The 22,344-nt window shown below is 71.6% G+C and carries 15 protein-coding genes; 8 read left to right on the top strand and 7 right to left on the bottom strand.

Annotated features, from left to right (window positions below):
- Window positions 1–118: 118 nt before the first annotated feature.
- Window positions 119–3,496 carry an endo-1,4-beta-xylanase gene (locus ACLQ2S_RS22515; protein WP_425702676.1) on the bottom strand — a complete coding sequence of 1,126 codons (3,378 nt, stop codon included), beginning with the start codon at window positions 3,494–3,496 and terminating at the stop codon, window positions 119–121.
- A gap of 120 nt (window positions 3,497–3,616) precedes the next feature.
- Here ACLQ2S_RS22515 and ACLQ2S_RS22510 point away from each other — a divergent pair, with 120 nt between their 5' ends.
- Entirely contained in the window at window positions 3,617–3,895 is a 279-nt protein-coding gene (locus ACLQ2S_RS22510) for a hypothetical protein (RefSeq protein WP_196222604.1), read from the top strand.
- Window positions 3,896–3,963: 68 nt separating this feature from the next.
- Here ACLQ2S_RS22510 and ACLQ2S_RS22505 read toward each other — a convergent pair whose 3' ends face one another.
- The gene (locus ACLQ2S_RS22505; RefSeq protein ID WP_425702673.1) at window positions 3,964–4,971 is read right to left on the bottom strand and encodes a GlxA family transcriptional regulator; all 1,008 of its coding nucleotides are present in this window, start codon (window positions 4,969–4,971) and stop codon (window positions 3,964–3,966) included.
- A 70-nt stretch (window positions 4,972–5,041) separates the two neighbouring features.
- On the opposite strand from ACLQ2S_RS22505, the gene ACLQ2S_RS22500 reads away from it, so the two are divergent.
- The 3 genes from ACLQ2S_RS22500 (at window position 5,042) to ACLQ2S_RS22490 (ending at window position 8,680) form a co-directional block, all read left to right on the top strand.
- Window positions 5,042–6,313 (top strand): APC family permease, encoded by a 1,272-nt coding sequence (locus ACLQ2S_RS22500; RefSeq protein WP_155221327.1) that lies wholly within the window; start codon window positions 5,042–5,044, stop codon window positions 6,311–6,313.
- A 258-nt stretch (window positions 6,314–6,571) separates the two neighbouring features.
- Complete coding sequence (abc-f, locus tag ACLQ2S_RS22495) at window positions 6,572–8,209, top strand: ribosomal protection-like ABC-F family protein (RefSeq protein WP_155221325.1); 1,638 nt, start codon at window positions 6,572–6,574, stop codon at window positions 8,207–8,209.
- A gap of 102 nt (window positions 8,210–8,311) precedes the next feature.
- Window positions 8,312–8,680 (top strand): trypco2 family protein, encoded by a 369-nt coding sequence (locus ACLQ2S_RS22490; protein ID WP_155221323.1) that lies wholly within the window; start codon window positions 8,312–8,314, stop codon window positions 8,678–8,680.
- On the opposite strand, the gene ACLQ2S_RS22485 is transcribed toward ACLQ2S_RS22490, so the two are convergent.
- Both ACLQ2S_RS22485 and ACLQ2S_RS22480 read right to left on the bottom strand, forming a co-directional pair.
- On the bottom strand, window positions 8,653–13,770 hold the full coding sequence (locus ACLQ2S_RS22485; protein ID WP_425702670.1) for a type IV secretory system conjugative DNA transfer family protein: 5,118 nt from the start codon (window positions 13,768–13,770) through the stop codon (window positions 8,653–8,655). The genes ACLQ2S_RS22490 and ACLQ2S_RS22485 overlap by 28 nt on opposite strands.
- Complete coding sequence (locus tag ACLQ2S_RS22480) at window positions 13,767–14,420, bottom strand: hypothetical protein (RefSeq protein ID WP_425702668.1); 654 nt, start codon at window positions 14,418–14,420, stop codon at window positions 13,767–13,769. The genes ACLQ2S_RS22485 and ACLQ2S_RS22480 overlap by 4 nt, the downstream gene beginning before the upstream one ends.
- Window positions 14,421–14,698: 278 nt before the next feature.
- Here ACLQ2S_RS22480 and ACLQ2S_RS22475 point away from each other — a divergent pair, with 278 nt between their 5' ends.
- Entirely contained in the window at window positions 14,699–16,915 is a 2,217-nt protein-coding gene (locus ACLQ2S_RS22475) for a hypothetical protein (protein ID WP_155221320.1), read from the top strand.
- Here ACLQ2S_RS22475 and ACLQ2S_RS22470 read toward each other — a convergent pair.
- On the bottom strand, window positions 16,899–17,477 hold the full coding sequence (locus ACLQ2S_RS22470; RefSeq protein ID WP_155221318.1) for a nucleosidase: 579 nt from the start codon (window positions 17,475–17,477) through the stop codon (window positions 16,899–16,901). The two genes, ACLQ2S_RS22475 and ACLQ2S_RS22470, sit on opposite strands and share 17 nt — an antisense overlap.
- Window positions 17,478–17,560: 83 nt before the next feature.
- Between ACLQ2S_RS22470 and ACLQ2S_RS22465 the strand changes: the two genes are divergently transcribed.
- Entirely contained in the window at window positions 17,561–18,631 is a 1,071-nt protein-coding gene (locus ACLQ2S_RS22465) for an NYN domain-containing protein (RefSeq protein WP_309223722.1), read from the top strand.
- A gap of 23 nt (window positions 18,632–18,654) precedes the next feature.
- Here the strand turns inward: ACLQ2S_RS22465 and ACLQ2S_RS22460 are convergent, their stop codons facing one another.
- Together ACLQ2S_RS22460 and ACLQ2S_RS22455 are read right to left on the bottom strand one after the other, a co-directional pair.
- Window positions 18,655–19,422 carry an ABC transporter permease gene (locus ACLQ2S_RS22460; protein ID WP_155221316.1) on the bottom strand — a complete coding sequence of 256 codons (768 nt, stop codon included), beginning with the start codon at window positions 19,420–19,422 and terminating at the stop codon, window positions 18,655–18,657.
- On the bottom strand, window positions 19,419–20,159 hold the full coding sequence (locus ACLQ2S_RS22455) for an ABC transporter ATP-binding protein (protein WP_155221314.1): 741 nt from the start codon (window positions 20,157–20,159) through the stop codon (window positions 19,419–19,421). The genes ACLQ2S_RS22460 and ACLQ2S_RS22455 overlap by 4 nt, the downstream gene beginning before the upstream one ends.
- A gap of 110 nt (window positions 20,160–20,269) precedes the next feature.
- Between ACLQ2S_RS22455 and ACLQ2S_RS22450 the strand changes: the two genes are divergently transcribed.
- Both ACLQ2S_RS22450 and ACLQ2S_RS22445 read left to right on the top strand, forming a co-directional pair.
- The gene (locus ACLQ2S_RS22450) at window positions 20,270–21,373 is read left to right on the top strand and encodes a sensor histidine kinase (protein ID WP_309223721.1); all 1,104 of its coding nucleotides are present in this window, start codon (window positions 20,270–20,272) and stop codon (window positions 21,371–21,373) included.
- Window positions 21,370–22,014, top strand: coding sequence for a response regulator (locus ACLQ2S_RS22445; protein WP_155221312.1), 645 nt, complete (start codon window positions 21,370–21,372; stop codon window positions 22,012–22,014). Before ACLQ2S_RS22450 ends, ACLQ2S_RS22445 begins: the two co-directional genes overlap by 4 nt.
- Window positions 22,015–22,344 lie beyond the last annotated feature (330 nt).

Below are 22,344 nucleotides of genomic sequence, written 5' to 3'. Positions count from 1 at the left end.
CACCCGGTGCCCCCGGGATCGGTGGCGGCCACCGCCGACAGTGCTCGGTGGCCCCCACCGGAGTCATCTCACCGGCGCGGACCCGCCGGCAGGATCAGCCGACGGGTCCGCACGGGTGTCACAGGTTGGCGCAGTACCCGATGCTGTAGGTGCTGGCACCGGCTTTCAGGGTCCGGTTCCAGTCCACTCCCTTGATCCGGTAGCTGCCGTCGCCCAGCCGTTCCCGCTTGAAGTTCCAGGCGTCGTAGATGTCACCCTCCAAGTCGACCACGGCGGTCCACTCGACCGCCTTGTCGCCGGTGTTGGTGGCGGTGATGGTAGAGCAGTATCCGCCGCCGCTGTCGGAGTTCCAACGGGCGATCCGGGTCACCGTGATCTCCACGTTGGAGCCGGCGACCAGCCGACCCACACCCCAGCGGGCGGTGGTCTGGTAGCCCTCGCCGTTCTGCTCCGCCCAGTTGCGGATCGACGTACGGGAGCCGTCGGAGGCGTCGTTGACCTGGAAGTCCAGGCCGTGGAACGTGCCGACGCCACCGTATTCGAGCAGGCTGATCGCCGCCTCGATGGTGTAGCCGGTCTCGGTCCGCACCGCGGCGCTCTCCAGCCGCCCGGCCTGGAACGCCTCGTCCCCGGTGCCGAACGACACGACGTTGTCGGCGTTGATCCGGATCTGGGTGTCGTCGTAGCGGAAGGGGCCGTTCTTGACGTTGCCCGCGTCGACGTAGATCTCGACCGAGTCCTGGGTCCATGGGTCGGAGCCGGTGACGTCGACGACCGGGTCGGTGACCTCGGCCAGTACGTAGAGCGTCTGGCCCCGCCAGAGGGTGCGTACCTCGGCGGTCGCCCCGTCGGTGCCGGAGACCTGTTTGGCGGTGGTGACCGAGCCGGCCTGGGCCCAGACGGCGTCCACGGCGCCGTCGATGACCGGCGCGGTGGCCGTCTCGCGTACCTCCAGGTACGACAGCTCCTCCACCAGGCTCAGGGTGCCGACGGCGCCCGGAGTGTTCCAGCCGGAGGTGGTGCCGTTGTCGGTCACCCGCACGTCGAAGGTGCGGGTATCGCCCTCGGCGGCGTCGGTCAGCGGCAGGTGGGCCACCAGGTGGTAGCCGCCGTCGCGTTCGGCCGCCACGGCCGGCACGTCGCCGGTGCCGTCGCGGGAGACCCGGTAGGTCTCGTCGCCCAGGGTGAAGGTGACCTTGTCGTCGTCGGAGGACGAGGTGTCGTCGACCGCCACGTACGCGGTCAGGTGGTCCGACGCCCAGCGCAACTGGAACCGTGCCGTGTCCTCGATCGGGTGCAGTGGCAGCTTGCGCCAGGTCAGGTCCTTCGGCGCGGCGGCCGTGAGGGCCACGTCACCGGCGAAGACGTTCGCGGTACGCAGGCGGGCCGGCAGCTCGCCGTCCACCGCCCCGTGGTACGCGGGCTTGGCGCGCAGGTTGTCGTCGAACAGCAGTGGCGCGTTGGCCGAACGCCACGACCGGCCGTCGGTGAGGCCCCAGACGGTGACGGCGAACAGGTCGTCGGTGTGCTCCCGGAAGATCCGGAAGGCGTCCCGGTAGAAGTAGCCCTGCTCGATCAGACGCGCCTGGGTCACCGGGGTGCCGGTGGTGACGTCGAGTTCGGTGACGGCCTGGGTCAGCGGCAGCGTCGCGAAGGACTCCAGGGTGGCCTTCAGGCTGCCGACCGGCGTGGCCAGCGAGACGTGGAACTGGTGACCCACGCCGTCGATCGGCACCTCACGGTCGAGCAGTCGCTGCACCAGCGCCCGGTAGCGGGCCTGCTTGCCGCTCTGCTCGGTGTTGTAGTCGTTGATGAACAGGGTCACCGGGTCGCTGCTGCCGGCTGCGGCATGGACGTCGTTGAACGCCTCGTGCGCGTACTCGAACGACAGGTCGATGAAGCTCTCGCCGAGGATCCGGTACCACTCGCTGCGGCGCAGGCCGTCGGCGTACTCGCCGCTGTCGCTGATGACCTCGTTGACGACGTCCCAGGCGTACAGCGGGTTGGTGGGGGAGCCGAACGGGCCGTAACGGTCGGCCAGCGATTCGGCGACGTTGAAGATGTGGGTACGCAGCCGGTCACGCAGCAACTGCTGGTGCGCCGTGGAGGTGGTCAGCGGCTGACCGTCCGGGTCCTGGAAGAACCAGTCCGGGGTCTGGCTGTGCCAGACCAGCACGTGGCCGTAGACGCGCAGGTCGTTGTCGCGGGCGAAGTCCAGCACCGCGAGCGCCTGCTCGTGCGGCCGGAAGTTGCCCTCGTCGTCGTACCACGCCTCCGGCTTCATGTGGTTCTCGTGCGTGACCTGGTTGAAGTGCCGGGTGAGCAGCTGGGTGGGCGCGCCCACGGTCTCCCGGGCGTCGATCGCCACGCCGACCGGGAAGTCGGTGGTCTCGTGGAGGCCGGTGAGGTCCTCGATGACCGGCGGCTCGGGCACCCGTACGACGATGTCGTCGACCAGGAAGTCGCTGGTGTTACCGGTGACGTCCGCGCCCTCCCAACGGGTCTCGAAGTACAGCAGCGCCTCGTCCGCGGCGGGCATCGTGAACCGGGCGGTCACCTCGGTCCAGCCGGTGTTGGTGATCGAGTCGAACTGGGCGATGGTGCTGAACGACTGGCTGCCGCCGGAGGTGCTGGCCAGGCTGAGCCAGATCTGGTCGGTCGGCTGACCCTGGGCGAACCGTACCCAGGCGCTGAACTCGTAGGTGACGCCCGCCTCGAACAGACCGGCGACGTCGCGCCCGATCCCGGAGCCCTGGTTGACCCGGTCGCTGACCAGTGCCGCTGCCGTGCCGCCGTGTGCGACGTCGCTGATGCCGACCGTCGGGGCCCCGGGGCCGCTGTCACGCGGGCCCCAGCCGTCCAGCCCGTCCTCGAAGTCGGTGTCGATGACGACGGTGCCGGGTGCGGGCCCGCCCGGTCCACCGTCCGGTGCGGTGATCAGCACGTCGTCGAGGAGGAACGGGGTGTCGTCCGCCGCCTCGACGTAGAGGGTGGCGGCGCTGAGCCCGGCGGGCAGGGTGTAGGTGCCGCCGATCTGCACCCAGCTGTCGGCGGTGGTCGGGACGTCCCCACCGATCCAGGTGTAGGTGTTGTCGCCGCCGTCGGCCGGGGTCGCCTCGACGGTGAAGTGCACTCCGGCGGTGCCCTCGGTGCCGACCGGCAGCTTCACCCAGGCGGTGACCGAGTACTGCGTACCCGGTCGGAACAGCGCCGTCGCACTGGTCGCCGGGCCCTGCCAGTTGGCCGTGCGGCCGGTGACCGACAGGCTGCTGTCGCTCTCGTGTCCCTCGTCGGTGATGGCGAGGGTGACGTCACCGCGCGGCCCCCAGGGGGCGTACGAGCCGGACTCGAAGTCGTTGGCGAGGACGACTTCGGTGGCGGCTGCCGGGGTGGGTGCCACCGCGATGGCCGCCACGAGCGCGGCCGAGGAGAGCAACGCGATGGTCCGGGATCGGCGTCGCGATCGATGGGAGAGGTTCCAGAGGCGCATCGGCATCCCTCTATGTGAGATCGGTGCTGGTGGGGTGTCTCTGACGTGGACCTTCGGGTGGATCAAAGCGCGTGCATGTTATGTCGAGGTGGCGGCCGTGGCCAGAACTTCCGGAAGTTTCCGGTAATGACGCGACGCGCGGGCGAGCCGCTCCACCGGGTGAGTCGGGGCCGCCGACCGGCGCTTGTCGGTGACCCGTTTCAGCGGACGTTCCCCCAACTGCGGCAACACGTGTCGGCCGACCGGCTGCGTACCCTGGCCGCCGCCGTCCGCGTCGCAGCGGCCAGCGCACCGACCCGGCCGCACCCCAGCGCCCAGACGGCCAAGGGGAACCTGGCCGTCGGCCCCGCCCTGGCGGTCATCGACCGGGTCCGCGACGCGATCCGGAAACCTTCAGAAAGGTAACGGCTTCGAGCCCACCGGTAGTCGCACGACAACGTCCGGCATCCCCGGTGACCTCCTGGTCAACGCGGTCAGTGCCCGGCCGACTGTGGGGTGACCGTCGGGCGGGCCGCCGCACCGCTGCGGTACCGGAAGACGTGTCGGTAGGTCTGCGGGGTCATCCCACTGATCCGCCCGAAGTGCTGGCGCAGGTTGGCGCCGCTGCCGAAACCGGTGCGGTGCGCGATCCGCTCCACCGGCTCCTCGGTGGTCTCCAGCAACTCCTGCGCCAACCGGACCCGCTGCTCCAGCAACCACTGCAACGGCGTGGTGCCGAGGGAGTCGCGGAACCGGCGGGCCAGGGTACGCGGGCTCAGGTTGGCCGCACGGGCCAGGTCGTTGACCGACAGCGGCCGGTCGAGGTGCTGCCGAGCCCACTCCAACACCGGGCTCAGATCGGCCGGGGAGGTGCCCCGCATCGGCGGCGCCGGGTACTGGGTGTGGTCGGCACTGCGCTGCGGTGCCACCACCATCCGCCGGGCCACCTCGTTGGCCACCGCCGCGCCGTGGTCCTGCCGCACCAGGTGCAGGCACAGATCGATGGCGGCGGCCGTACCCGCCGAGGTGAAGATGTTCCCCTCGGCCACGTACAGCACCCGGGGGTCGAGGTCGACCAGCGGGAACCGGCCGGCGAAATCCTGGGCGTTCATCCAGTGCGTGGTGGCGCGGCGGCCGTCGAGCAGGCCGGCGGCGGCGATCGGGTACGCGCCGGTGCAGAGACCGACGATGCGCCTGCCTCGCGCGTACGCGGCGCGCAGCGCCTCGACCAGCTCGGCCGGGGGACTGGTCTGGACCGGTCGGGCACACGCCGGCACCAGCACCGTGTCCGCCTCGACCAGGTCGGCCACGCCGTACCGGGCGTCGATCCAGGCACCGCCCGCGGTGGTGCGCAGCGGACCCGGCTCGACCGCACACAGGCGCACCTCGTACCACGGGTCGACGATGTCCCGCCGGTCCGTGCCGAACACCTCCAACGGGACCGCCAGCTCGAAGAACGGCAGGTTGTCGGTCACCGCCACCGCGACGACGTGCGGACGCATGGCAGGAATCTAACGCAGGTCGGCGCCAATCCGACTGGCCGACCCGGCCGAACCGGACGAGGGTTGCCCCATGACTCAGACTCGTGTCGCGCCGGTGGTCGGCGGTCGGCTCACCGCCGCTCAGGGCACCGCCCTCTACGTCGGTGCCGTCCTGGGTACCGGCGTGATCGCGCTGCCCGCGCTGGCGGCCGAGGCGGCCGGACCCGCCTCGCTGCTCGCCTGGTTGCTGCTCGTGATCGTCTCCGCGCCGTTGGCGGCCACGTTCGCCGCGCTCGGCGCGCGCCACCCGGACGCGGGTGGGGTCTCGACGTACGCCCGGATGGCCTTCGGTCCCCGCGCGGCGGCCGTCGTCGGCTGGTGCTTCTACTTCGCGGTGCCGCCGGGCGCCTGCGCGGCGGCGCTGTTCGGGGCCGCCTACGTCGAGGCGGCGCTCGGCGGCGGTGCCCGCACCGTCGCGGTGACGGCCGCCATGCTGATGGTCGCGGTCACCGTCACCAACCACGTCGGCGTGCGACTCGCCGGGCGGGTCCAACTCGCCCTCGCCGGGGTGCTCGTGGCGTTGCTCCTGGCGGCGGTGCTGCTGTCGCTGCCGCACGCGGAGTCGGCGAACCTGGTGCCCTTCGCCCCACACGGCCTGACCGCCGTCGGCCCGGCGGCGGCGCTGCTGATGTGGAGCTTCGTCGGCTGGGAGGCGATCACCCACCTGACGGGGGAGTTCCGCCGCCCGGAACGGGACCTTCGCCGCGCCACCACCGCGGCGGTCGTCGTGGTCGGTGCGCTGTATCTGACCGTGGCCTTCGCGACCGTCGCCGTCCTCGGCTCGGCGGCGGCGGGGTCCGCGGCACCCCTGGGCGACCTGTTCGCGGTCGCGCTCGGCGGCGACGTCCGCTGGCTGGTCGCCGGGGCGGCACTGCTGCTGACCTTCGGCACGATGAACGCCTACTACGCCGGCGCGGCGAAGCTCGGTGCGGCGCTCGGCCGCGACGGTGCGCTACCCGGCTGGCTCGCCCGGGGCAGCGTGGCCGGTGAGGTGCCCCGCCGCAGCCTCGCCGTCACCGCCACCCTGGCCTTCCTCGCACTGGGCGCGACCCTGGCCACCGGTCTCGGTGCCCGCCCGCTGGTGCTGCTCACCACTGGTTCCTTCGTCACCGTCTACGTCATCGGTGTCGCGGCGGCGCTGCGGTTGCTGCCCCGCCGCAGCCCGGCCTGGTATGCCGCTGCCGCGACCATCGGGGTGGTGCTGTTCCTCCTGGTCATGACCGGCGTCTACCTCCTCTGGCCGGTGGCGGTGACCGGGGCGGCGCTGCTCTATCTGCGGGCGTGCGGGCGCAGCCGCCCCTGACCGGTGACGCGCGCCCGGTGCGCGCGCCGTCCCGCCGGGCCCGACGCAAGCCTCGGCCGGGTCGGCACTGGTACGCTTGCCGTCGCGGATCAACCGCCCAGGGGTACGGAGCAAGGAGCGGCGACATGCTTTCGGGGGACGACGACATCTCGGGGTGAGCAGCCCCGCCGCCGTGTCGGCGGCCTGTCGTGTCGTGGCCCTGTCTGCCTGACCGGGGCGCCGGTGGCGTTCCCGGCTTCCTTTCCGAGGTTTCCTGCGATGTCCGACGTCTGCGTGATCTGCACCAATCTGTCCTTTTCCTGGCCCGACGACACCTCCGTGTTCCGGGACCTGTCCTTCACGGTGCCGCCGGGGCGTACCGGTCTGGTCGCGCCGAACGGCGCCGGCAAGTCGACGCTGCTGCGTCTGATCGCCGGTGACCTCGTACCCACCGGCGGCGGCGTGACGGTCGAGGGAGTGCTCGGCTACCTGCCGCAGAACCTCCCGTTGACCGGTGACCTGACCGTGGCGGAGGTGCTGGGTGTCGCCCCGGCGCTGACCGCGTTGCGCGCGATCGAGGCCGGTGACGCCAGCGAGGAGAACTTCGCCGCCGTCGGCGACGACTGGGACGTCGAGGAGCGCAGCCGCGCCGAACTCGACCGGTTGGGTCTGGGCGAGGTGGCGTTGGACCGTCGCCTGCACACCCTCAGTGGCGGTCAGGTGGTCTCCCTCGGCCTGGCCGCGCAACTGCTCCGGCGTCCCGACGTGCTGCTGCTCGACGAGCCCACGAACAACCTCGACATCGACGCCCGACACCGGCTGTACGCGGTGCTGGAGGACTGGTCCGGTTGCCTGCTGCTGGTCAGTCACGATCGGACGCTGCTGGACCGGATGGACCGTATCGCCGAACTCGACGGCGGCCGACTGCGTCTGTTCGGGGGGAACTTCTCCGCCTACGAGGCGGCGGCCCAGGCCGCCCGGGAACTGGCGGAGCGGCAGGTCCGTAGCGCCGAGTTGGAGGTCAAGCGGGAGAAGCGGGAGATGCAGCAGGCCCGCGAACGCGCCGAGCGGCGAGCCGGCAACGCGGCCCGCAACCTCGGCAACGCGGGCCTGGCCCGGATCGTCGCCGGTGGGCTCAAGCGCAGCGCCCAGGAGTCGGCGGGCCGGGCCCAGCAGGCGCACGCCAGTCGGCTCAACGACGCCAAGGCGCGACTCGACGAGGCCGGGCGGGCACTACGGGAGGACCCGACGCTGGCGTTGGAGCTGCCGGAGACCGACGTCCCGGCCGGTCGGACCCTGGTCGCGGCGGAGCGTGCGCAGGTGCGGTACGGCTCCCGGACGTTGTTCGCCGCAGACGGCGTCGACCTGGTCATCCGTGGGCCGGAACGGATCGCGTTGACCGGCCCCAACGGCGTCGGCAAGTCCACCCTGCTGCGGCTGCTGCTCGGCGAGCTGGTCCCGGAGGGCGGGCAGGTACGCCGGGCCGACGGCCGGGTCGCGTACCTGTCGCAGCGGCTGGACCTGCTCGACGGGGACCGCACCGTGCTGGAGAACCTCACCGCGTACGCCCCGGACCGTCCTCGGTCGGAGCGGATGAACCTTTTGGCCCGGTTCCTGTTCCGGGGAGACCGGGCCCACCTACCGGCCGGTGTCCTCTCCGGTGGTGAACGCCTGCGCGCCACCCTGGCCTGTGTCCTGTACGCCCAACCGGCACCGCACCTGCTGCTGCTCGACGAGCCCACGAACAACCTCGACCTGGTCAGCGTGGGCCAGTTGGAGAACGCGTTGAACGCCTACCGGGGGGCGTTCGTGGTGGTCAGCCACGACGAACGTTTCCTGCGTGACATCGGCGTCCAGCGGTGGTTGCGTCTCGACGGCGGCGGCCTGCGGGAGATCCCCGCCCCGGAACCGGACTGAGCGACGCCGTAGCCGTGGCCGCCGGTCCGAGGAGGACGGTGGCGGCGGCGTGTTATCCATGGGCTGGCCGGTTCGAACCGGCTGACGACGGAGGGAGCGCCGATGAGTCCGGTCAAGCCCACTGACGACCTGACCATCTCCGAGGCCGTGCAGAGCCTGCGCGAGCAGATCCTCGCCGCGGTCGACTGGGCCGAGGGTGAGGACCTGACGTTCGAGGTCGAGAGCGTCGAACTGGAGTTGGAGGTGGCGGTCTCCACCGTCGTCAAGGGCGGTGCCAAGGCGGCGCTGTGGACGGTGGTCACCGTCGGCGGTGACGTCGAACGGCACAAGTCCGCCACCCACCGGGTCACCCTGACCCTGCAACCGGAACTGGGCGGCAACCGCGTACGGATCAACAAGCGTGGTCGAGCGGGAAGCAAGCCGGAGCCACCCGTCGAGCCTTCTCAAACACGCTCTCCCGGGCGGCCGTAACCGCCCGGGATGACGAGTCTGTTCGCGTTGAACGCGAGCAGCGGCGCGAAGCCCTCGTCGCCGACGACCGGGGGGCCGGCGTAGTCGCGCAGATCCCGGTCGTGGCTCGACGACCGTAGCGTGATGACGTCGGCGCTGAGGTGGTCGTAGACGCACAACGCGGTGCCGGGTTTGATCTGGCGCAGCGACCGGTGCCGCGCACCCAGCAGCAGGTCGTCGGAGAGCAGACTGCGGTACAACTGCTGGGTGCGTTGGTCCCGGTTGCCGGGCAGCAGCAGCAACGCCGAGTGGTTGTTCGCGATGCTGTTCGCCCGGTACTCCCCGTACATGGCCTCCATCTGGGCCAGGTCGTGGAAGACGGTGACCAGTTGGATGTCGGTGCCGGCGGCGCTGGTGGCGAGGGTGTCGAGGTTCTCCAGCCGCGCGATGTTGCCGGCCTCGTCCAACAGCAGCAGCAGGGGCAGGTGCCGCTCACCTCTGTTGTGCCGGCGGTACGCCTCGGCGATCACCCGTTGGATGAGCGTGGTGAAGATCGGGGCGAGGATGCGCTGGTCCTCCGGTGGCGCGCAGAGGTAGAGCGTGTTCGCCCTGCCGTCGAAGAAGTCGTCGACCCGGAAGTCGCTCTCCGAGTTCCGCCGCACCGCCTCCGAGCTGTACGCCGTGAGCAGCGTGGTGGTGGTGGCGTAGACGCTGGTCATCGTCTGCGGGGCCAGGGCACGGATGCCGGCGAACGCGCGTACCGCGTTGGCCCCGTCGGCACCGCGCCGGAGCGCTATCGTCAGCCGGGCGCTCACCTCGGCACTGTCCATCGTCTTCACCCAGCGGTGCACGTCGCCCATGGTGCAGCCGGTGGCCGCGGCGGCGTAGAGCAACGCTTCGAGCAACTGGTTCGCCATGTTGTACCAGAACTGCTCGTCCCGCACACCCGACTGACCGGCCAGTCGGCCCGCCTCGACCAGGGACCGGGCGGTCAACACCGTGCCCTCCCAGGTACGGCAGTCGTCGATCGGGTTCCACTTCCTGACCAGGCTGCCGTGCACCAGTCGCTCCGCCGGCTCGAAGACGGCGACCTCGCCCATCGCGGCCCGGTGCCGCACGGTGCCGCTGAGCACGTCGGTGCGGATGGAGGTGACCACCGCGGGTCCGTCCCATTCGAGCAGGGTCGGGATCACCATGCTGGTGGTCTTGCGGCTGCGCTGCGGGCCGAGCACCAGGACCGGCCGGAACGGCACCGCGGCGATCAGTTGGTCACCGTGTCGACCGAGCACCACGCGGTGCCGCCGTTGCCGCAGGTCGGGCTCCACCACCAGCATGTCGAGGGTGTCCGACGAGGACCCGGTCGGTGTGACGACGAGGTCGGTACGGCCACCGTCGCGTTCCCGTAGCCACTCGTCGAGTTCGGCGCTGACGGTCTGGCGGTCGTCGTCGTAGCCGGGAAACAGCGGCGACATCACCTCGAAGACGCCGATCGCCTCCTGGGCCAGCACGATGGCCCCGTCCACGTCACCCTGCTCGTGGCGTACCTTCGCCCGCAGGTAGAGCACCAGGGCGAGGTACTGCCGGTGCTCGTCGGTGCGTGCCTGGTCGCGCAGGTTGTCGGTGAGTCGTCGGACCGAATCGTCGGCCTCCGCCTCGAAGCCTTCGTCGCTGAGTCGGGCCGCCGCCGCCAGTTGCAACAGGTGCGCGCTGAGCGTCTGGATCAGGTACGTGCGGGGTTCGTCCTCGGACAGCCGTTGGAACTCGGTCACGGCTCGCTCGGCTGCCTGCAGCGCCGCCCGGAACTCCTCGGTCTCCAGCCGCAGCAACCCCAGCAGGGTGTACAACTCACCCAGGTGCGCCCGGCCACCGATCGGATCCAGGTCGGTGAGCCGGTCGATCGCGCCGCTGATCGCGTCCACCGCCTCCGGCAGCCGATCAAGTCCGAAGTACAGCGCCGCACGGGTCTTGGCCGCGATCACCGGCAGCACGTACATCCGTCGCGGGTGCCGCGCGTACAGGTCCTCGACCATCGCGTCGGCGGCCCGTATCTCCCGCAGCGCCGCGTCGACGTCGTCGAGTTGGTACAGGGCCTCCGCGTACGCGATGCGGGTCATCGCGTACGCGAACTCGAACTGGTCCGGCAGCTCGCCGGAGAGTTCCTGGAAGATCTGCCGGGCTTCCCGCAGATACCGCCGTGCGGCCTCCTGGTCGACCTGCAACAGCAGCGAACCGGCGCCGAGCCGGATCGACGCGCGGTTGAACCGGACTTCGTCGTCGTGGTCGTCCGGGGCGGAGTCGGCGATGGTGATCGCCACCTCGACCTCGTGCTGGGCCTCCTCCAGCTCCCCGGCGAGCGCACGCAGGTTCGCCAGCAGCATGCTCGCCGCCGACATCTCCACCGGGCGTGGTGGCGTGGCGGTACGGAACCGGTCGACGGCCTGCGCCGCCTGGCTCAACGCGCCGGGCAGGTCGGCGGTGGCGAGCAGCGCCATCGCGTACGCCATCCGCAGCCGTCCCGCCTCCAGCGACGGCAACAGGCCGGGTTGGTGCACCGCCTCGTGCAGCGTGGTGACGGCGGCGCGGTGCTGCCCGGCCGCGAGGTAGGCGAGCGCGAGATGCCGCCGGGCCTCGGCGAGGGCGGCGAGGTGCCCGTCCGGATCGTCGCGGGACGCGGCCTCGGCGAGCGCGACGGCCTGCCGGCCGGTCTCGATGGCGGCCTCGACGTTGCCGGTGCCCATGCGGACCAGCGAGGTGGTGCTGAGCAGCCGCCCGAGCTGGTTGTCCTGGCCGAGCTGCGGGGCGCGTCGCAGGTAGCCGAGCGCCTCGTCGGAGGACTGCGTGGCGGCATCGGGTTGGCCGAGCCGCAGGTAGGCGTTGGTGGTGTCCTGGAGCAACCGGATGGCGCGTGCCGGGTCGTCGGTCTGCTGATAGTGGGTCGCGGCCTGGTGCAACACCGCGGCGGCCAGCTTGTGCAGCCGGGCCTGCGAGCGGAACGTCACGGTCGACGCCTCGGCGGCGGCCCGGGGCACCTCGATCTGTTCCAGGGCGGTGGCGATCCTCGCGGCGAACAGGTAGGCGTCCGAGGTGGGGGTGCTGCCGTCGGGCAGCGGGTCGTTGACCTGCCGGGCGAGTTCCGGTAGGCGCTCGTCGAGCAGCCGCGTGAGCACCTGCCGCGCGGACTGCGCCGCCGCGGTCGACGGCGACGCCAGCATTCGCAACAACACTTCGAGCATCCGCGACCGCTGGCCGACCCGATCGACGTCACCGAAGAGACGCGGCACCTGGTCGCGCGCGATCAGCTGGCGTGCGATGAGTCGCTCACCGAGCAGATCCGGGCGTACGGAGGGCAGCGGGGCGCCTCCGTAGGTCTCCCGCAGGTGTTGCAGCAGCCGTTCCACCCTGGCGTCGTCGCCGCGTAACGTGTCGACCTGGTCGAGCAGGAACCGCGCCTCGTCGTCGGTGTCCGCCCCGGCGAAGGTGGCGACCGCGAAGACGTCCATCCGTGGTCCGCTGCTGTCCAGACCGTGTCGGAGCAGCGTGGGGGCCCAGAACTCGCGGTCCTCCCGGTCGAGTAGCCGGTCCAGCAGGTCGTCGATGTCGTGCCGGTCGGCCGGGGACGCCGCGACGGCGGCAGCCTCGGTCGGCGCCGGTGGGGGGAGCAGGTCGAGCAGCGCCCGGGCGTGCAGGAGCAGTGGAGTGCTCAGTACGCGCAGCCACGGCACCAGGTCGGCGGGCGGCTCGGCCGGTGCCGCCAGGTCGGTCGTCGCGCTCCCCGTCGGCTGGTCCGGCTCGGGAAGCCCGCGCAGCCGACTGAACGCGGCGCGGGCCACCAGATAATGCTGGTAGCGGGCCACGTCGTCCAGCTGCTGCTGCGCCAACCGCAGGTCGAGCGCGGGGTCGTGGCTCTCCAACCCCATCGCGGCGTGCAGCCTGGGCAGGAAGGCCGTCGCCGACCGGGCGAGGAACACGATCCGTACCGGATGTCGGGCACCACCGGTGAGGCAGCCGAGCAGCAGGTCGGCGGCGGTGTCTGGGGTGTTGTCGACGTAGTCCACGACGATCAGCACCGGCCGGGGTACCGCGTCCAGTCGGGTCTGCGCCGGTTCGGTGGTGAAGTTCGCGATCCCGGCGACCCATCCGTCAGCTGCCGCCTGTCGGCACAACTCGGCGGCGAGCCGGGTCTTGCCGCTGCCAGCCGGGCCGGACACCACCGCGTAGCTGACCCGGGCCGGGGCGGCGCACCACTGTCTGAGCTGCGCGAACTCGACGGACCGGCCGGTGAACGGCACCAGTTGGTATTCGACGTGCAGCAGCGCGGTCAACGACGTACGCAGATTCTCCCGCAGCTGCGGGCCGAACGACCGATGGGCGGCCCGGATGCGGATCACCTGCCCGTTGCCCACGGAGAAGGAGAGCAGGTTGCTGATCCGTCGCGCCCCCGTGTGCTCCCAGGACCGCGGTAGGTGCTCCTGAAGGTCGCGGTCCGCGAGGAGCCGGGTGACCGGAACCGCCTCCAACCGGCTGCCGCCGTCGAAGGCGCGGTTGTCGGTGACGATCACGCCGACGAGCAGGCCACTGCTCCAGACGGCCGCGCCGGACAGGCCGGCCCACCCGGACTCGTCGCGCCGACGTGCCGGCCGGACGTTCAGCGGCCTGGCCGAGGTGACGTCCAACGACAGGAGTTTCTGCCGGTCGGCGCTGTAGGGCGCGGTCACGCCACGGACGTCCTCCAGATCCCGGCGCTCCTCGGCGTGGACCGGCTCTGCCGTCTGCACATCGGGAAATCCGATCGCCCGGAACGGCAGTGGCTCGTCGACGTCGATGTGGGCGATCTCGATCGGCTCCTCGTCGCCATCGACGTGATCCCAGATCGTATCGAGCAGCACCACTGCGGCGTCCAGGTCGGGGTCGGCCGACAGGATCCGTGCCGTGGCGGTCGTCCAGGCGCGCGGATCCTCGGTGTCGGCCCGGCGCACCTCGATGTCGGCGGGTTCGGCCCCGTCGACCACGTGTGCGGCGGTCAGCACCACACCGGGGGCGATCAGCAGGCCCGTACCTCGACTCGGCCGACCGTCGACGGTGCAGCTGATCTCGACAACGCGGTTGATCATGCGGGTCCGGTTCCGTTCAGGTCCTCGGTGCCGATCAGCCACAGCTGGGATCGGTCCGGTAGTCGTTTCCACCGGCGTGACCGGGCGTCGGTGAAGTGCACCTCGAACTCCTCTGGCAGCGGAGAGCCGGATTCCGGTGGCAGCGCGAAGACATGCCGGAAGGAGTTGTACGGCTGGATCGTCACCGGCCCGGCCTCGGCCTCGCTGAACTGTGGCTCTCCGACGGCCGGCCGATAGTTGACGGACACGCGGTGGATCACGTCGGGGCTGTGGTTCACCACCTCGACCTCCACCGCGCCCGGAAGATCCTGGCCTCCCCGGTAGCTGTCGCCGAGCCGCAGCGACACCCGGCGGGCCTGACCGTTGGCCCGCTCCTCCTGGTCGGCTTCGCAGAACGCGGACACCGCCCGCCCGATCACCGTCACCTGTTCGGCCAGGCGATCGACAGCGGCGTCGGCCCCGGCCGAGCGCTGTGTTCGCAGGATGGCCAGCAGGGCCGTGACAGCGACCGCCAGGGCCGCGACGCTCGCCGACAGCGAGATCAACGCAATCACGGTGGCCGTCCCGCCCACCACCAACCCCCGCAGTCGTGGGCGACACCGGTGCTCCGGTGCGCCTGCTGTCGTCTTGTCGTACGGCGCTTCGAGCATAGTGACGTGCCCGATCCGAGACGAGCACCGGAGTGACGGTGTGGCTACTCCGTTCGGCTGGTTCGCGGTGTCCGGGTATTGCCGCTGAACCGTCCGATGTCCACACCGGCGTCGGCTGATCCCGTCGGAATGACGCCAACGCACTGTCGGGGGTCCGGTGCGGCGGGCTAGATTCCGCTGTGTCCATCACCCCTCGCGCGACCGGTGCCAGCCGAAGGCCGGCGGGTTCGGCCACCCCCGGACCGCGACACTCCAGATCGGAGCATCGGCTGCGTCAGGTGGCGTTGCTGCTGGCGCGTACCGCCTCGGCCCGGTTGTGCTGGTGGCGGCTGATCGGGAGACCGTGGCAGCGGGTCGACGGGCCGTCCCCGCCGTACGTGGCCCTGGCGCGTCGCCGTCGCCGCTGGTGGCAGCAGCTCGGGGCGGTGCTCGGCTGGCCGGTGGCCGGTCTGGCCGCGCTGGCCGGGGGCGGGTGGCTGGCCCACCGCATCGTCGACGTGCTGGTCGACGCGTCGAAGCGGGAGGCCGCGCACGACCTGCTCGACCGGTCGGGCGCCCAGGTCGTGGCGGACCTCGGCGGCACCGGGCCGCTGGGTCGGCTCCTGCCGGTGCTGCTGGTGACGGCGGTGTTGGCGGCGGTCGGCACGGTACGCACCGTGGCGCGACGGGAGATGCGCCAGCCGACGGAGTCGGTTCCGCCGCGTACGCTGTTGCGCCGTCATCGCACCTCGACGCTGCTGACCGTCGCCCCCTGGGCGCTCGGGGTGGCGGCGTTCGGTGCGGTCAGCGGCTACCTCGGTTACCGGGTGCTACCCCGCACCGCACCGCAGTGGCAGGCGGTCGGCGTCACGTTGGAAGAGCCCCGGCTGACCCCCGCGCAGTGGTGGACGTCGACCGTCGCGGCGGTGGCGGTCATCGCCCTCGGCGTCGGACTGCGTACCCACTGGGGACGTTTCGTGGTGGTACGGGCCGGTCTCGTGCTGGCGCGTCGGTTGCCGTGGCGGACCATCGGTTTCCTCGACGACGCGGTAACCTCCGGCGAGCTGCGCGTGGTCGGCGGCGGGTACCAGTTCCGCGACCCGGACCGGGTACGTGCGCTGCTGCGCGGCGACGTCGACCAGGCCGACCTCCGGTCGATGCCGATCGTCGAACTGGCCGCCCGTCGACAGTTGGCCGCGGCCGACCTCGCCTGGCGGCAGGAGGTCGCTCTCGGTGCTGCCGGCGCCCGGATCGGCTGGGCCCGACACCGCGCGGAGTGGGCGGAACTGAGCGCCGGACGGCACCGGTCGCCCATGCCACGTTGGGTCTACCGGAGCACGTCGAGCGCGTTTGCCTGGGCGTCGGCCGTCGAGGCGGCCGAGCCCGGCGTGTGGTCGGCGCTGGCCGGCTGGTGCGACCAGGTGGCGCGGACCGGCCGCCGTTGGCGGCTGTCGCGGGCGGTGATCAGCCCCACCGTGGCGCAGGTGGCTCGGTTCGCCTGGCTGGAGGCGGCGATCCGGGGAGAGCCGGGCGCGTTGGCCGCGCTCGGTGACCTGGTGCGGCGCCGAGACGGCGACGAGCCGCCGGTGGAGTCCTTCACCGGGCTGGCCCACCTGCTCGGTGCCGATCTGGCCCGGCACCTCGACGCAGGCGACGCGACCCGGCGTCGCTGGCTGGACTGGCGTCGGCCGTTGGGCCTGTCCGCGCGGTTCGGGATCACGCTGCAGGCGTGGGCCGTCGCGATCGACACGGGCGAACCGGCGAGCCGCTCGGGTGCCGCCGTCGCCCTGATCGACCTGGCCGAGACCGGCAAGGGGCGGGGCCTCTCCGACCGGCTACTCCGGCTGCTGCTCTTTCACACGGCCGTGCAGGTGCGGATCGCGGCGGTCACCGCCGACGAACCCGACGCGGCGGCCGGTCTCGCCGAGACGGTCCGGCGTTGGCGGCACACCCGGCACCGGTGGTTCGGTGGCCGGCTGAGCCGGTGGCTGCTGCTGTTACCGGCCGAGGCGCTGCTCGCCCGTGGGGCACCGGAGGGTGCCCCGTCGACCCGGCGACCGCCCGCCCCCGAGCGGTTCGCCGAGCAGAGCCTTCGGGCCCTGGACACCGCCGCCGCCGAGGGACCTGTGGTGACGTGCGGCCGGGTGTTCGGGGCGCTGATCCGCAGCGACGTCTACGCCGACTGGGCCCGGATCTGGCCCTACGATCCACGGAGTTCCCGCCTGGTCGAGGCGGTGGACACCGACGTGCCGGACGCCGGGGACGCGCCGACACCTCAGCGCTGGCGCGCCACCCCGGTCACCCCGGCCCTGGCCGACGCGCTCGGCTGGGCCGACGCCGTGGCCACCCGCAACGGGATGGACCGGGTTCCTCCCGGGCTGCTGGCCTTGGCGCTGGTGCGGGACCCGCGCAGCGGTGCCGCCCGGTGCCTGACGGCGGTGCAGGGCGTCACCCGCGAGCAGGTGATGTCCCGCATCCGGCAGGATCTCCTGCGCGCCGTCACGCTGCAGGAGTGAGGTTGTCCCGAACCCAGCCGGCGAGCAGGCGGGCGCAGCCGTCCACCGACTCCTTCCAGGTGCGGTCGGCTCCCGCTCCGGCTTCGTCGCTGACCTGCTTCACCACCCGCACAGGTACGCCGAACGCGCGCGCCGTCGACGCCACCGCGTACCCCTCCATGTCCACCAGGTGGGCGCGGCGGCCCAGTGCCGCACGGGCCTCGTCGTCGGCGATGAAGCGGTCACCGGTGGCCAGCGTCGGGCCGTCGCCCAGGGCCAGCGGCGCGCCCACGCTCTGGCCGGTGAGCCGGCGGATGAACTCGGTGTCCAGGTCGTGCTGCAGGACGCTGCCGACCTCGTGGGTGCCGGTCAGCCCCGCGTGCAGGGCGCCTGCGGTGCCGAGGTTGACCAGGACTGACGGCAGCGGGTGGCGGGCCAGTGTGGCCGCGACCGCGGCGGCGGAGTTGACCTTGCCCATCCCGGTCAGCAGCACCGGCAGATCCGCGTCGAGATACGCGGCCTCCTCGGCGATGGCCAGGACGAGCAGCGGACGGTCCGGGCTGATCGTTCCGCGAAGATCCATCGGGCGATGGTAGCCGCTGTCCGCGACGGGCCGGTGCCGCCGGCATCGGCGCGGAGCAGGGCGCATCGACGTACCCTGCCAGGGTGGAGCATGAAGACCGGATCGCCCTGTTTCTGGACTACGAGAACCTGGCGTTGGGGGTGCGCGACCACCACGGCGGGGCGATGTTCGACTTCCGGCCGATCGCCGACGCGTTGGCCGAGCGGGGACGGGTGGTGGTGCGTCGGGCGTACGCCGACTGGTCGTACTTCGACGAGGACCGTCGGATGCTGACCCGCTCGCACGTCGAGTTGATCGAGATCCCGCAGCGGATGGGTGCCACGCGGAAGAACGCCGCCGACATCAAGATGGCCGTCGACGCCATCGAGTTGGCCTTCGAGCGCGGCTACATCTCCACCTTCGTCCTCTGCACCGGTGACAGCGACTTCACTCCGCTGGTGCACAAGCTCCGCGAACTCAACAAGCAGGTGATCGGTGTGGGGGTCGAGAAATCCACCTCGGCTCTGCTGCCACCGGCGTGCGACGAGTTCCTCTACTACGACCGGTTGGAGGGCGTCGACATCCTGCCGACACGCGGACGACGGTCCCGTCCGGCCCGGCTGCCCGAACCGGAACCGCAGCCCGTCGAGCCGGAGGAGAGCGAGGCGTCGGCGGGCGAGGAGCCGGCCCGGGACGCCGACGCGCTGGCCGTCCTCGTCGCGCAGACCGTCGCGGGTCTGCAGGGCGGCTCCGGTGGGGCGGTGACCGCGTCGCGGTTGAAGCGGACCCTGCTGCGCAAGGATCCGACCTTCAGCGAGTCCGACTACGGATTCCGCACCTTCGGCGAACTGCTCCGCCATCTCGCCGAACGACGGCTGATCGAGTTGGCGGAGGGTCCCGCCAAGGGTGACCCGGAGGTCTCCCTGCCGGAACACGGTGACCGGGAGACGGCTTTCGTGCTGCTCAACTCGGTGGTGCGTGATCTCGGCGGCGAGAACGGAGAGGTGGCCCTGTCCGGTCTGAAGAACCAGCTCCGACGGGTGCGGCCGGACTTCAGCGAGAAGAAGCTGGGCTACCGAGGTTTCCTCCAGTTCTGCAAGGCCGCCGCCACGGAGGGGGCGGTGGGGCTGCGGTGGAGCGCCGAGGCGGACGACTACCTACTCACCGCTTCCTGACCGACCGGGGCGCGGCGGGCCGGTCACTCCCAGCGGAACAGCGCGCTGGCGACCACGGCTCCGCTGACGACCGTCGCGCCGAGGCCGACCAGGTTGGTCGCCGACACCGAGGTGCCGGCCCACACGGCCGACATGGCCTCGACGGCCGCGCCGAACGGTAGCCAGCCGCCGACCTCGGCGAGCGGCTCGGGCAGGGCGTCGCGGCCACCGAACATGCCGCCGAGGGCGCCGAGCACGAAGAAGGCGACCAGGCCGATGGCGACGGCGGAGTTGGGCGTGGGTGCCACCGCCGCGACGATCATGCCGGTGGCGTACATCGCCGCCATCGCCAGGGCGATCACCGCGACCGCCGGGCCGGGGTCGGTGGGCAGGCCGGCGTCGAAGACCAGGACCGCGACGACCAGGGCCACCGCGATGCCGACCAGCGACTGGAGGACGCTGACGACGGCCTGGGCGGCGAGGACCATGACCGGGGACGCCGGGGTGACCCCGAGCCGACGGAGGATGCCGGAGCGCCGGTAGTAGGAGAGGAAGCTCGGCATGTTGACGATGCCCACGATCGCGATGACCATCGTGAACACCAGCGGCAGGACGTAGAGGTCCAGCGCGTTGCGCCCGTTGTCGACGATCGCCTGGCTCGCGGAGGAGGCGCTGGTCAACAGGATCAGCAACGGCAGACAGAGCGGGACCACCAGCCCGGCCGTGTCCCGGACGACCATCCGCGCCTCGCACCCGATGAGCGTGAGCAGCGAGCGGAGTCCGGGCCGGTGGGCTTCGGCGAGCGTACTCATGCGGATTCCTCCTCCAGTGGCCTGCCGGTGAGCGCGACGAACGCGTCGTCGAGGGTGGCGGTGCCGGCGCGGGTGATGAGATCCGCCGGGGTGCCAAGCGCGACGACCCGACCAGCGTCGAGCACCGCCACCCGGTCGCAGAGCCGCTCGACCTCCTCCATGGTGTGGCTGACGAGCAGCACGCTGACCCCGTCGGAGGTGAGTCGTTCGACAGTGCCCCACACCCGCCGCCGGGCCTTCGGGTCGAGCCCGGTGGTCAGCTCGTCGAGGATCACCACCCGGGGGCGGCCGGCGATGGCGAGGGCGATGGAGAGCCGCTGCTGCTGGCCGCCGGAGAGCTTGTCGAACAGCGTCCGGCGGTGGTCGGTCAGCTCGACCATGTCCAGCAGTTCGTCGGTGGGGCGAGGGTCGGGGTAGAAGCTCCGGTAGAGATCGACAAGTTCGGTGACCCGCAACGAGTGATGCAGGTGGGCCTGCTGCAGCTGCACGCCCAGGACCTGCCGCAGCCGCGCCCGGTCCCGGCGCGGATCGAGGCCGAGCACGCGTACCCGCCCCCGATCGGGTACGCGTAGCCCGGCGATCATCTCGACCGTCGTCGTCTTACCGGCGCCGTTGGCACCGACCACGCCGACCGCCTCGCCGACCTCGACCCGCAGGCTCACGTCGACGACCGCCCTGGTGCGGCGGTAACTCTTGGCGAGGTGCTCGGCGAGGATCGCCGGTTCGGCGCTGGTCATACCTCGACGCTACGGACGGTCCCGATCCGTGTCGGGTCCCGAAAGTCATCACCTGCGGGCATTACTTTCGGCACCGGCGGCCCGGTCTCGGCCCGACCTAGAGTGGGATCGTGCGACGCGTCGGAACGGAGGAGTGGTCCGGCCTCGCGATGCTCGTGGTGGCTGTCGCCGTTGCCGCTCCGGGCCTCTTCGGTGCCGTCGAGACCGCCGTTCCGCAGGGCCTGTGGATCGCGATCTTCGTCGGCTACCTGGTCGCCACCTTCGTCGCGGTGGCCACCTGGATGGCCCGTCCGACGCGGTACGCGGCGTTGGCCGCGGCCGTCGTCACCGCCTGGGTCCTGCTGCTGTCGGCGTCCGGCCAGGGACTGTTGCCGGTGCTGCTGGTGCTCACCGCCGCGGTGAGTGTGTACGTGGTGCCGGTACGGGTGGGGTTGCTGGTCGTGGCGGGCAACACCCTGGTGATCGCCCTCGCTGCCGCGTCGAGCATGCGCGGCGTCGTCGACAGCGCCATCACGCTGGGTTTCTACCTGCTCATTCAGGTGGCGACCCTGCTCAGTTCGGTCACCCTGCTGCGCGAGCAGCGGATGCGCCGCGAGCTGGCCGAGGCGCACGTCGAGTTGCAGGCCGCCAGCGTCCTGCTCTCGGAGTCGGCCGCCACCGCGGAACGGCTGCGCATCTCCCGTGAACTGCACGACCTGATCGGGCACCAGCTGACCGTGCTGGCCCTGGAGTTGGAGACCGCCCGTCATCTGGAGGGGCCGGCCGTCCGTACCCACCTCGAGCGGGCCAACCGGGTCGCCCGGGACCTGCTCGGCGACGTGCGGTCCACGGTTGGTCGGCTGCGGACCGAGAGCCCCGATCTTGAGCAGGCGCTGCGTCGGGTGACACAGGATCTGCCCGGACTGGAGGTGACCATCGACGTGGCTGCGGGAGTCAGGATCGACGAGGAGCACAGTGCGGCGTTCGTCCGGGCCACGCAGGAGATCGTCACGAACACCATCCGGCACGCGGACGCGCGTACCCTGCGGATCTCGGTGACCGGCGACGAGCGGGAGACCGTCCTGGACGCCCGCGACGACGGTCGGGGAGCGCCACGGCCCGCCCTCGGCAACGGGCTGCGCGGCCTGGGTGAGCGTTTCGCCGCTCTCGGTGGTGACCTTGCCGTCGACGGCAGCGACGGGTTCCGGGTGACCGTCCGGGTGCCGGCGCGATGATCCGGGTGGTGGTGGTCGACGACCAGACGCTCATCCGGCAGGGCATCCGGGGGTTGCTGGAGGTCGCCGGGATCGACGTGGTCGGCGAGGCCGACGACGGCCGGGCCGCGTTGCCGGTCATCGTGCGTACCTCACCCGACGTGATCCTGCTCGACCTGCGGATGCCCCAGTTCGACGGCATCTGGACGCTGGAGCGGCTACGCGCGGAGAACGTCGACATCCCGGTGCTGGTGCTGACCACGTTCGACGACGACGAACTCGTCCTCGCCGCGCTGCGCGCGGGTGCCCGCGGCTATCTGTTGAAGGACGTCACGCTGGAGCAGCTCACCCGGGCGATCCGGACGCTCGCCGACGGCGGCACGCTGATCGCGCCGTCGATCACCGATCGGATGCTGCGGGCGATCCGGTCCGGGCCGTCTCCGGCCGGTCCGCAGGCGACACCGGTGCAGAGCCTGACCGAACGTGAACAGGAGGTGCTGCGGCTCGTGGCGCGGGGCTACAGCAATCGGGAGATCGCCGAGGTGCTGTTCCTCGCCGAGGGGACCGTCAAGAACCACGTCTCCACGATCCTCACCAAGCTCGGCGCTCGGGATCGCACCAACGCGGTGCTCCGTGCGCTGCACGAGGGAATCCTGGGATGACCGTCCGGCATCCGGCGTCGGGCGGACGGTGGGGGCGAGGGCACGGTTGCGGCGCCGTGGACCACCCGCCGCGTGACAGGGCTCCGGCCCGGCGGATCGTCCCGCCGGGCCGGAGCTGGTGTGGTGCGACGCGGGCGCGGGTCAGCTCGTCCGCACCGAACCGTTGACCTTGCTGTCGCGGATGGTGGCGCCGATGGCGTCCACCGAGCCGTTCACCCGGCTCTCCACGATGGAGACCACGGAGGCGTTCACCGCGTGGATCGAACCGTTCAGGGTCGAGTTGAACACGATCAGCCCGGCACCCGGGTTGACCTTGATGGCTCCGTTCTG

This window comes from Micromonospora sp. DT48 (genome assembly GCF_049844495.1).
Classification (GTDB): domain Bacteria; phylum Actinomycetota; class Actinomycetes; order Mycobacteriales; family Micromonosporaceae; genus Micromonospora.
Note: the sequence above shows the minus strand (reverse complement) of the source record. Positions and strands in the feature narration are given on the sequence as shown.

Excerpts from the sequence above, each read along its gene's own strand:
- ACLQ2S_RS22515 (WP_425702676.1), bottom strand. The coding sequence starts at position 3,496 with ATGCCGATGCGCCTCTGGAACCTCTCCCATCGATCGCGACGCCGATCC.
- ACLQ2S_RS22510 (WP_196222604.1), top strand. The coding sequence starts at position 3,617 with ATGACGCGACGCGCGGGCGAGCCGCTCCACCGGGTGAGTCGGGGCCGC.
- ACLQ2S_RS22505 (WP_425702673.1), bottom strand. The coding sequence starts at position 4,971 with ATGCGTCCGCACGTCGTCGCGGTGGCGGTGACCGACAACCTGCCGTTC.
- ACLQ2S_RS22500 (WP_155221327.1), top strand. The coding sequence starts at position 5,042 with ATGACTCAGACTCGTGTCGCGCCGGTGGTCGGCGGTCGGCTCACCGCC.
- abc-f (WP_155221325.1), top strand. The coding sequence starts at position 6,572 with ATGTCCGACGTCTGCGTGATCTGCACCAATCTGTCCTTTTCCTGGCCC.
- ACLQ2S_RS22490 (WP_155221323.1), top strand. The coding sequence starts at position 8,312 with ATGAGTCCGGTCAAGCCCACTGACGACCTGACCATCTCCGAGGCCGTG.
- ACLQ2S_RS22485 (WP_425702670.1), bottom strand. The coding sequence starts at position 13,770 with ATGATCAACCGCGTTGTCGAGATCAGCTGCACCGTCGACGGTCGGCCG.
- ACLQ2S_RS22480 (WP_425702668.1), bottom strand. The coding sequence starts at position 14,420 with ATGCTCGAAGCGCCGTACGACAAGACGACAGCAGGCGCACCGGAGCAC.
- ACLQ2S_RS22470 (WP_155221318.1), bottom strand. The coding sequence starts at position 17,477 with ATGGATCTTCGCGGAACGATCAGCCCGGACCGTCCGCTGCTCGTCCTG.
- ACLQ2S_RS22460 (WP_155221316.1), bottom strand. The coding sequence starts at position 19,422 with ATGAGTACGCTCGCCGAAGCCCACCGGCCCGGACTCCGCTCGCTGCTC.
- ACLQ2S_RS22455 (WP_155221314.1), bottom strand. The coding sequence starts at position 20,159 with ATGACCAGCGCCGAACCGGCGATCCTCGCCGAGCACCTCGCCAAGAGT.
- ACLQ2S_RS22445 (WP_155221312.1), top strand. The coding sequence starts at position 21,370 with ATGATCCGGGTGGTGGTGGTCGACGACCAGACGCTCATCCGGCAGGGC.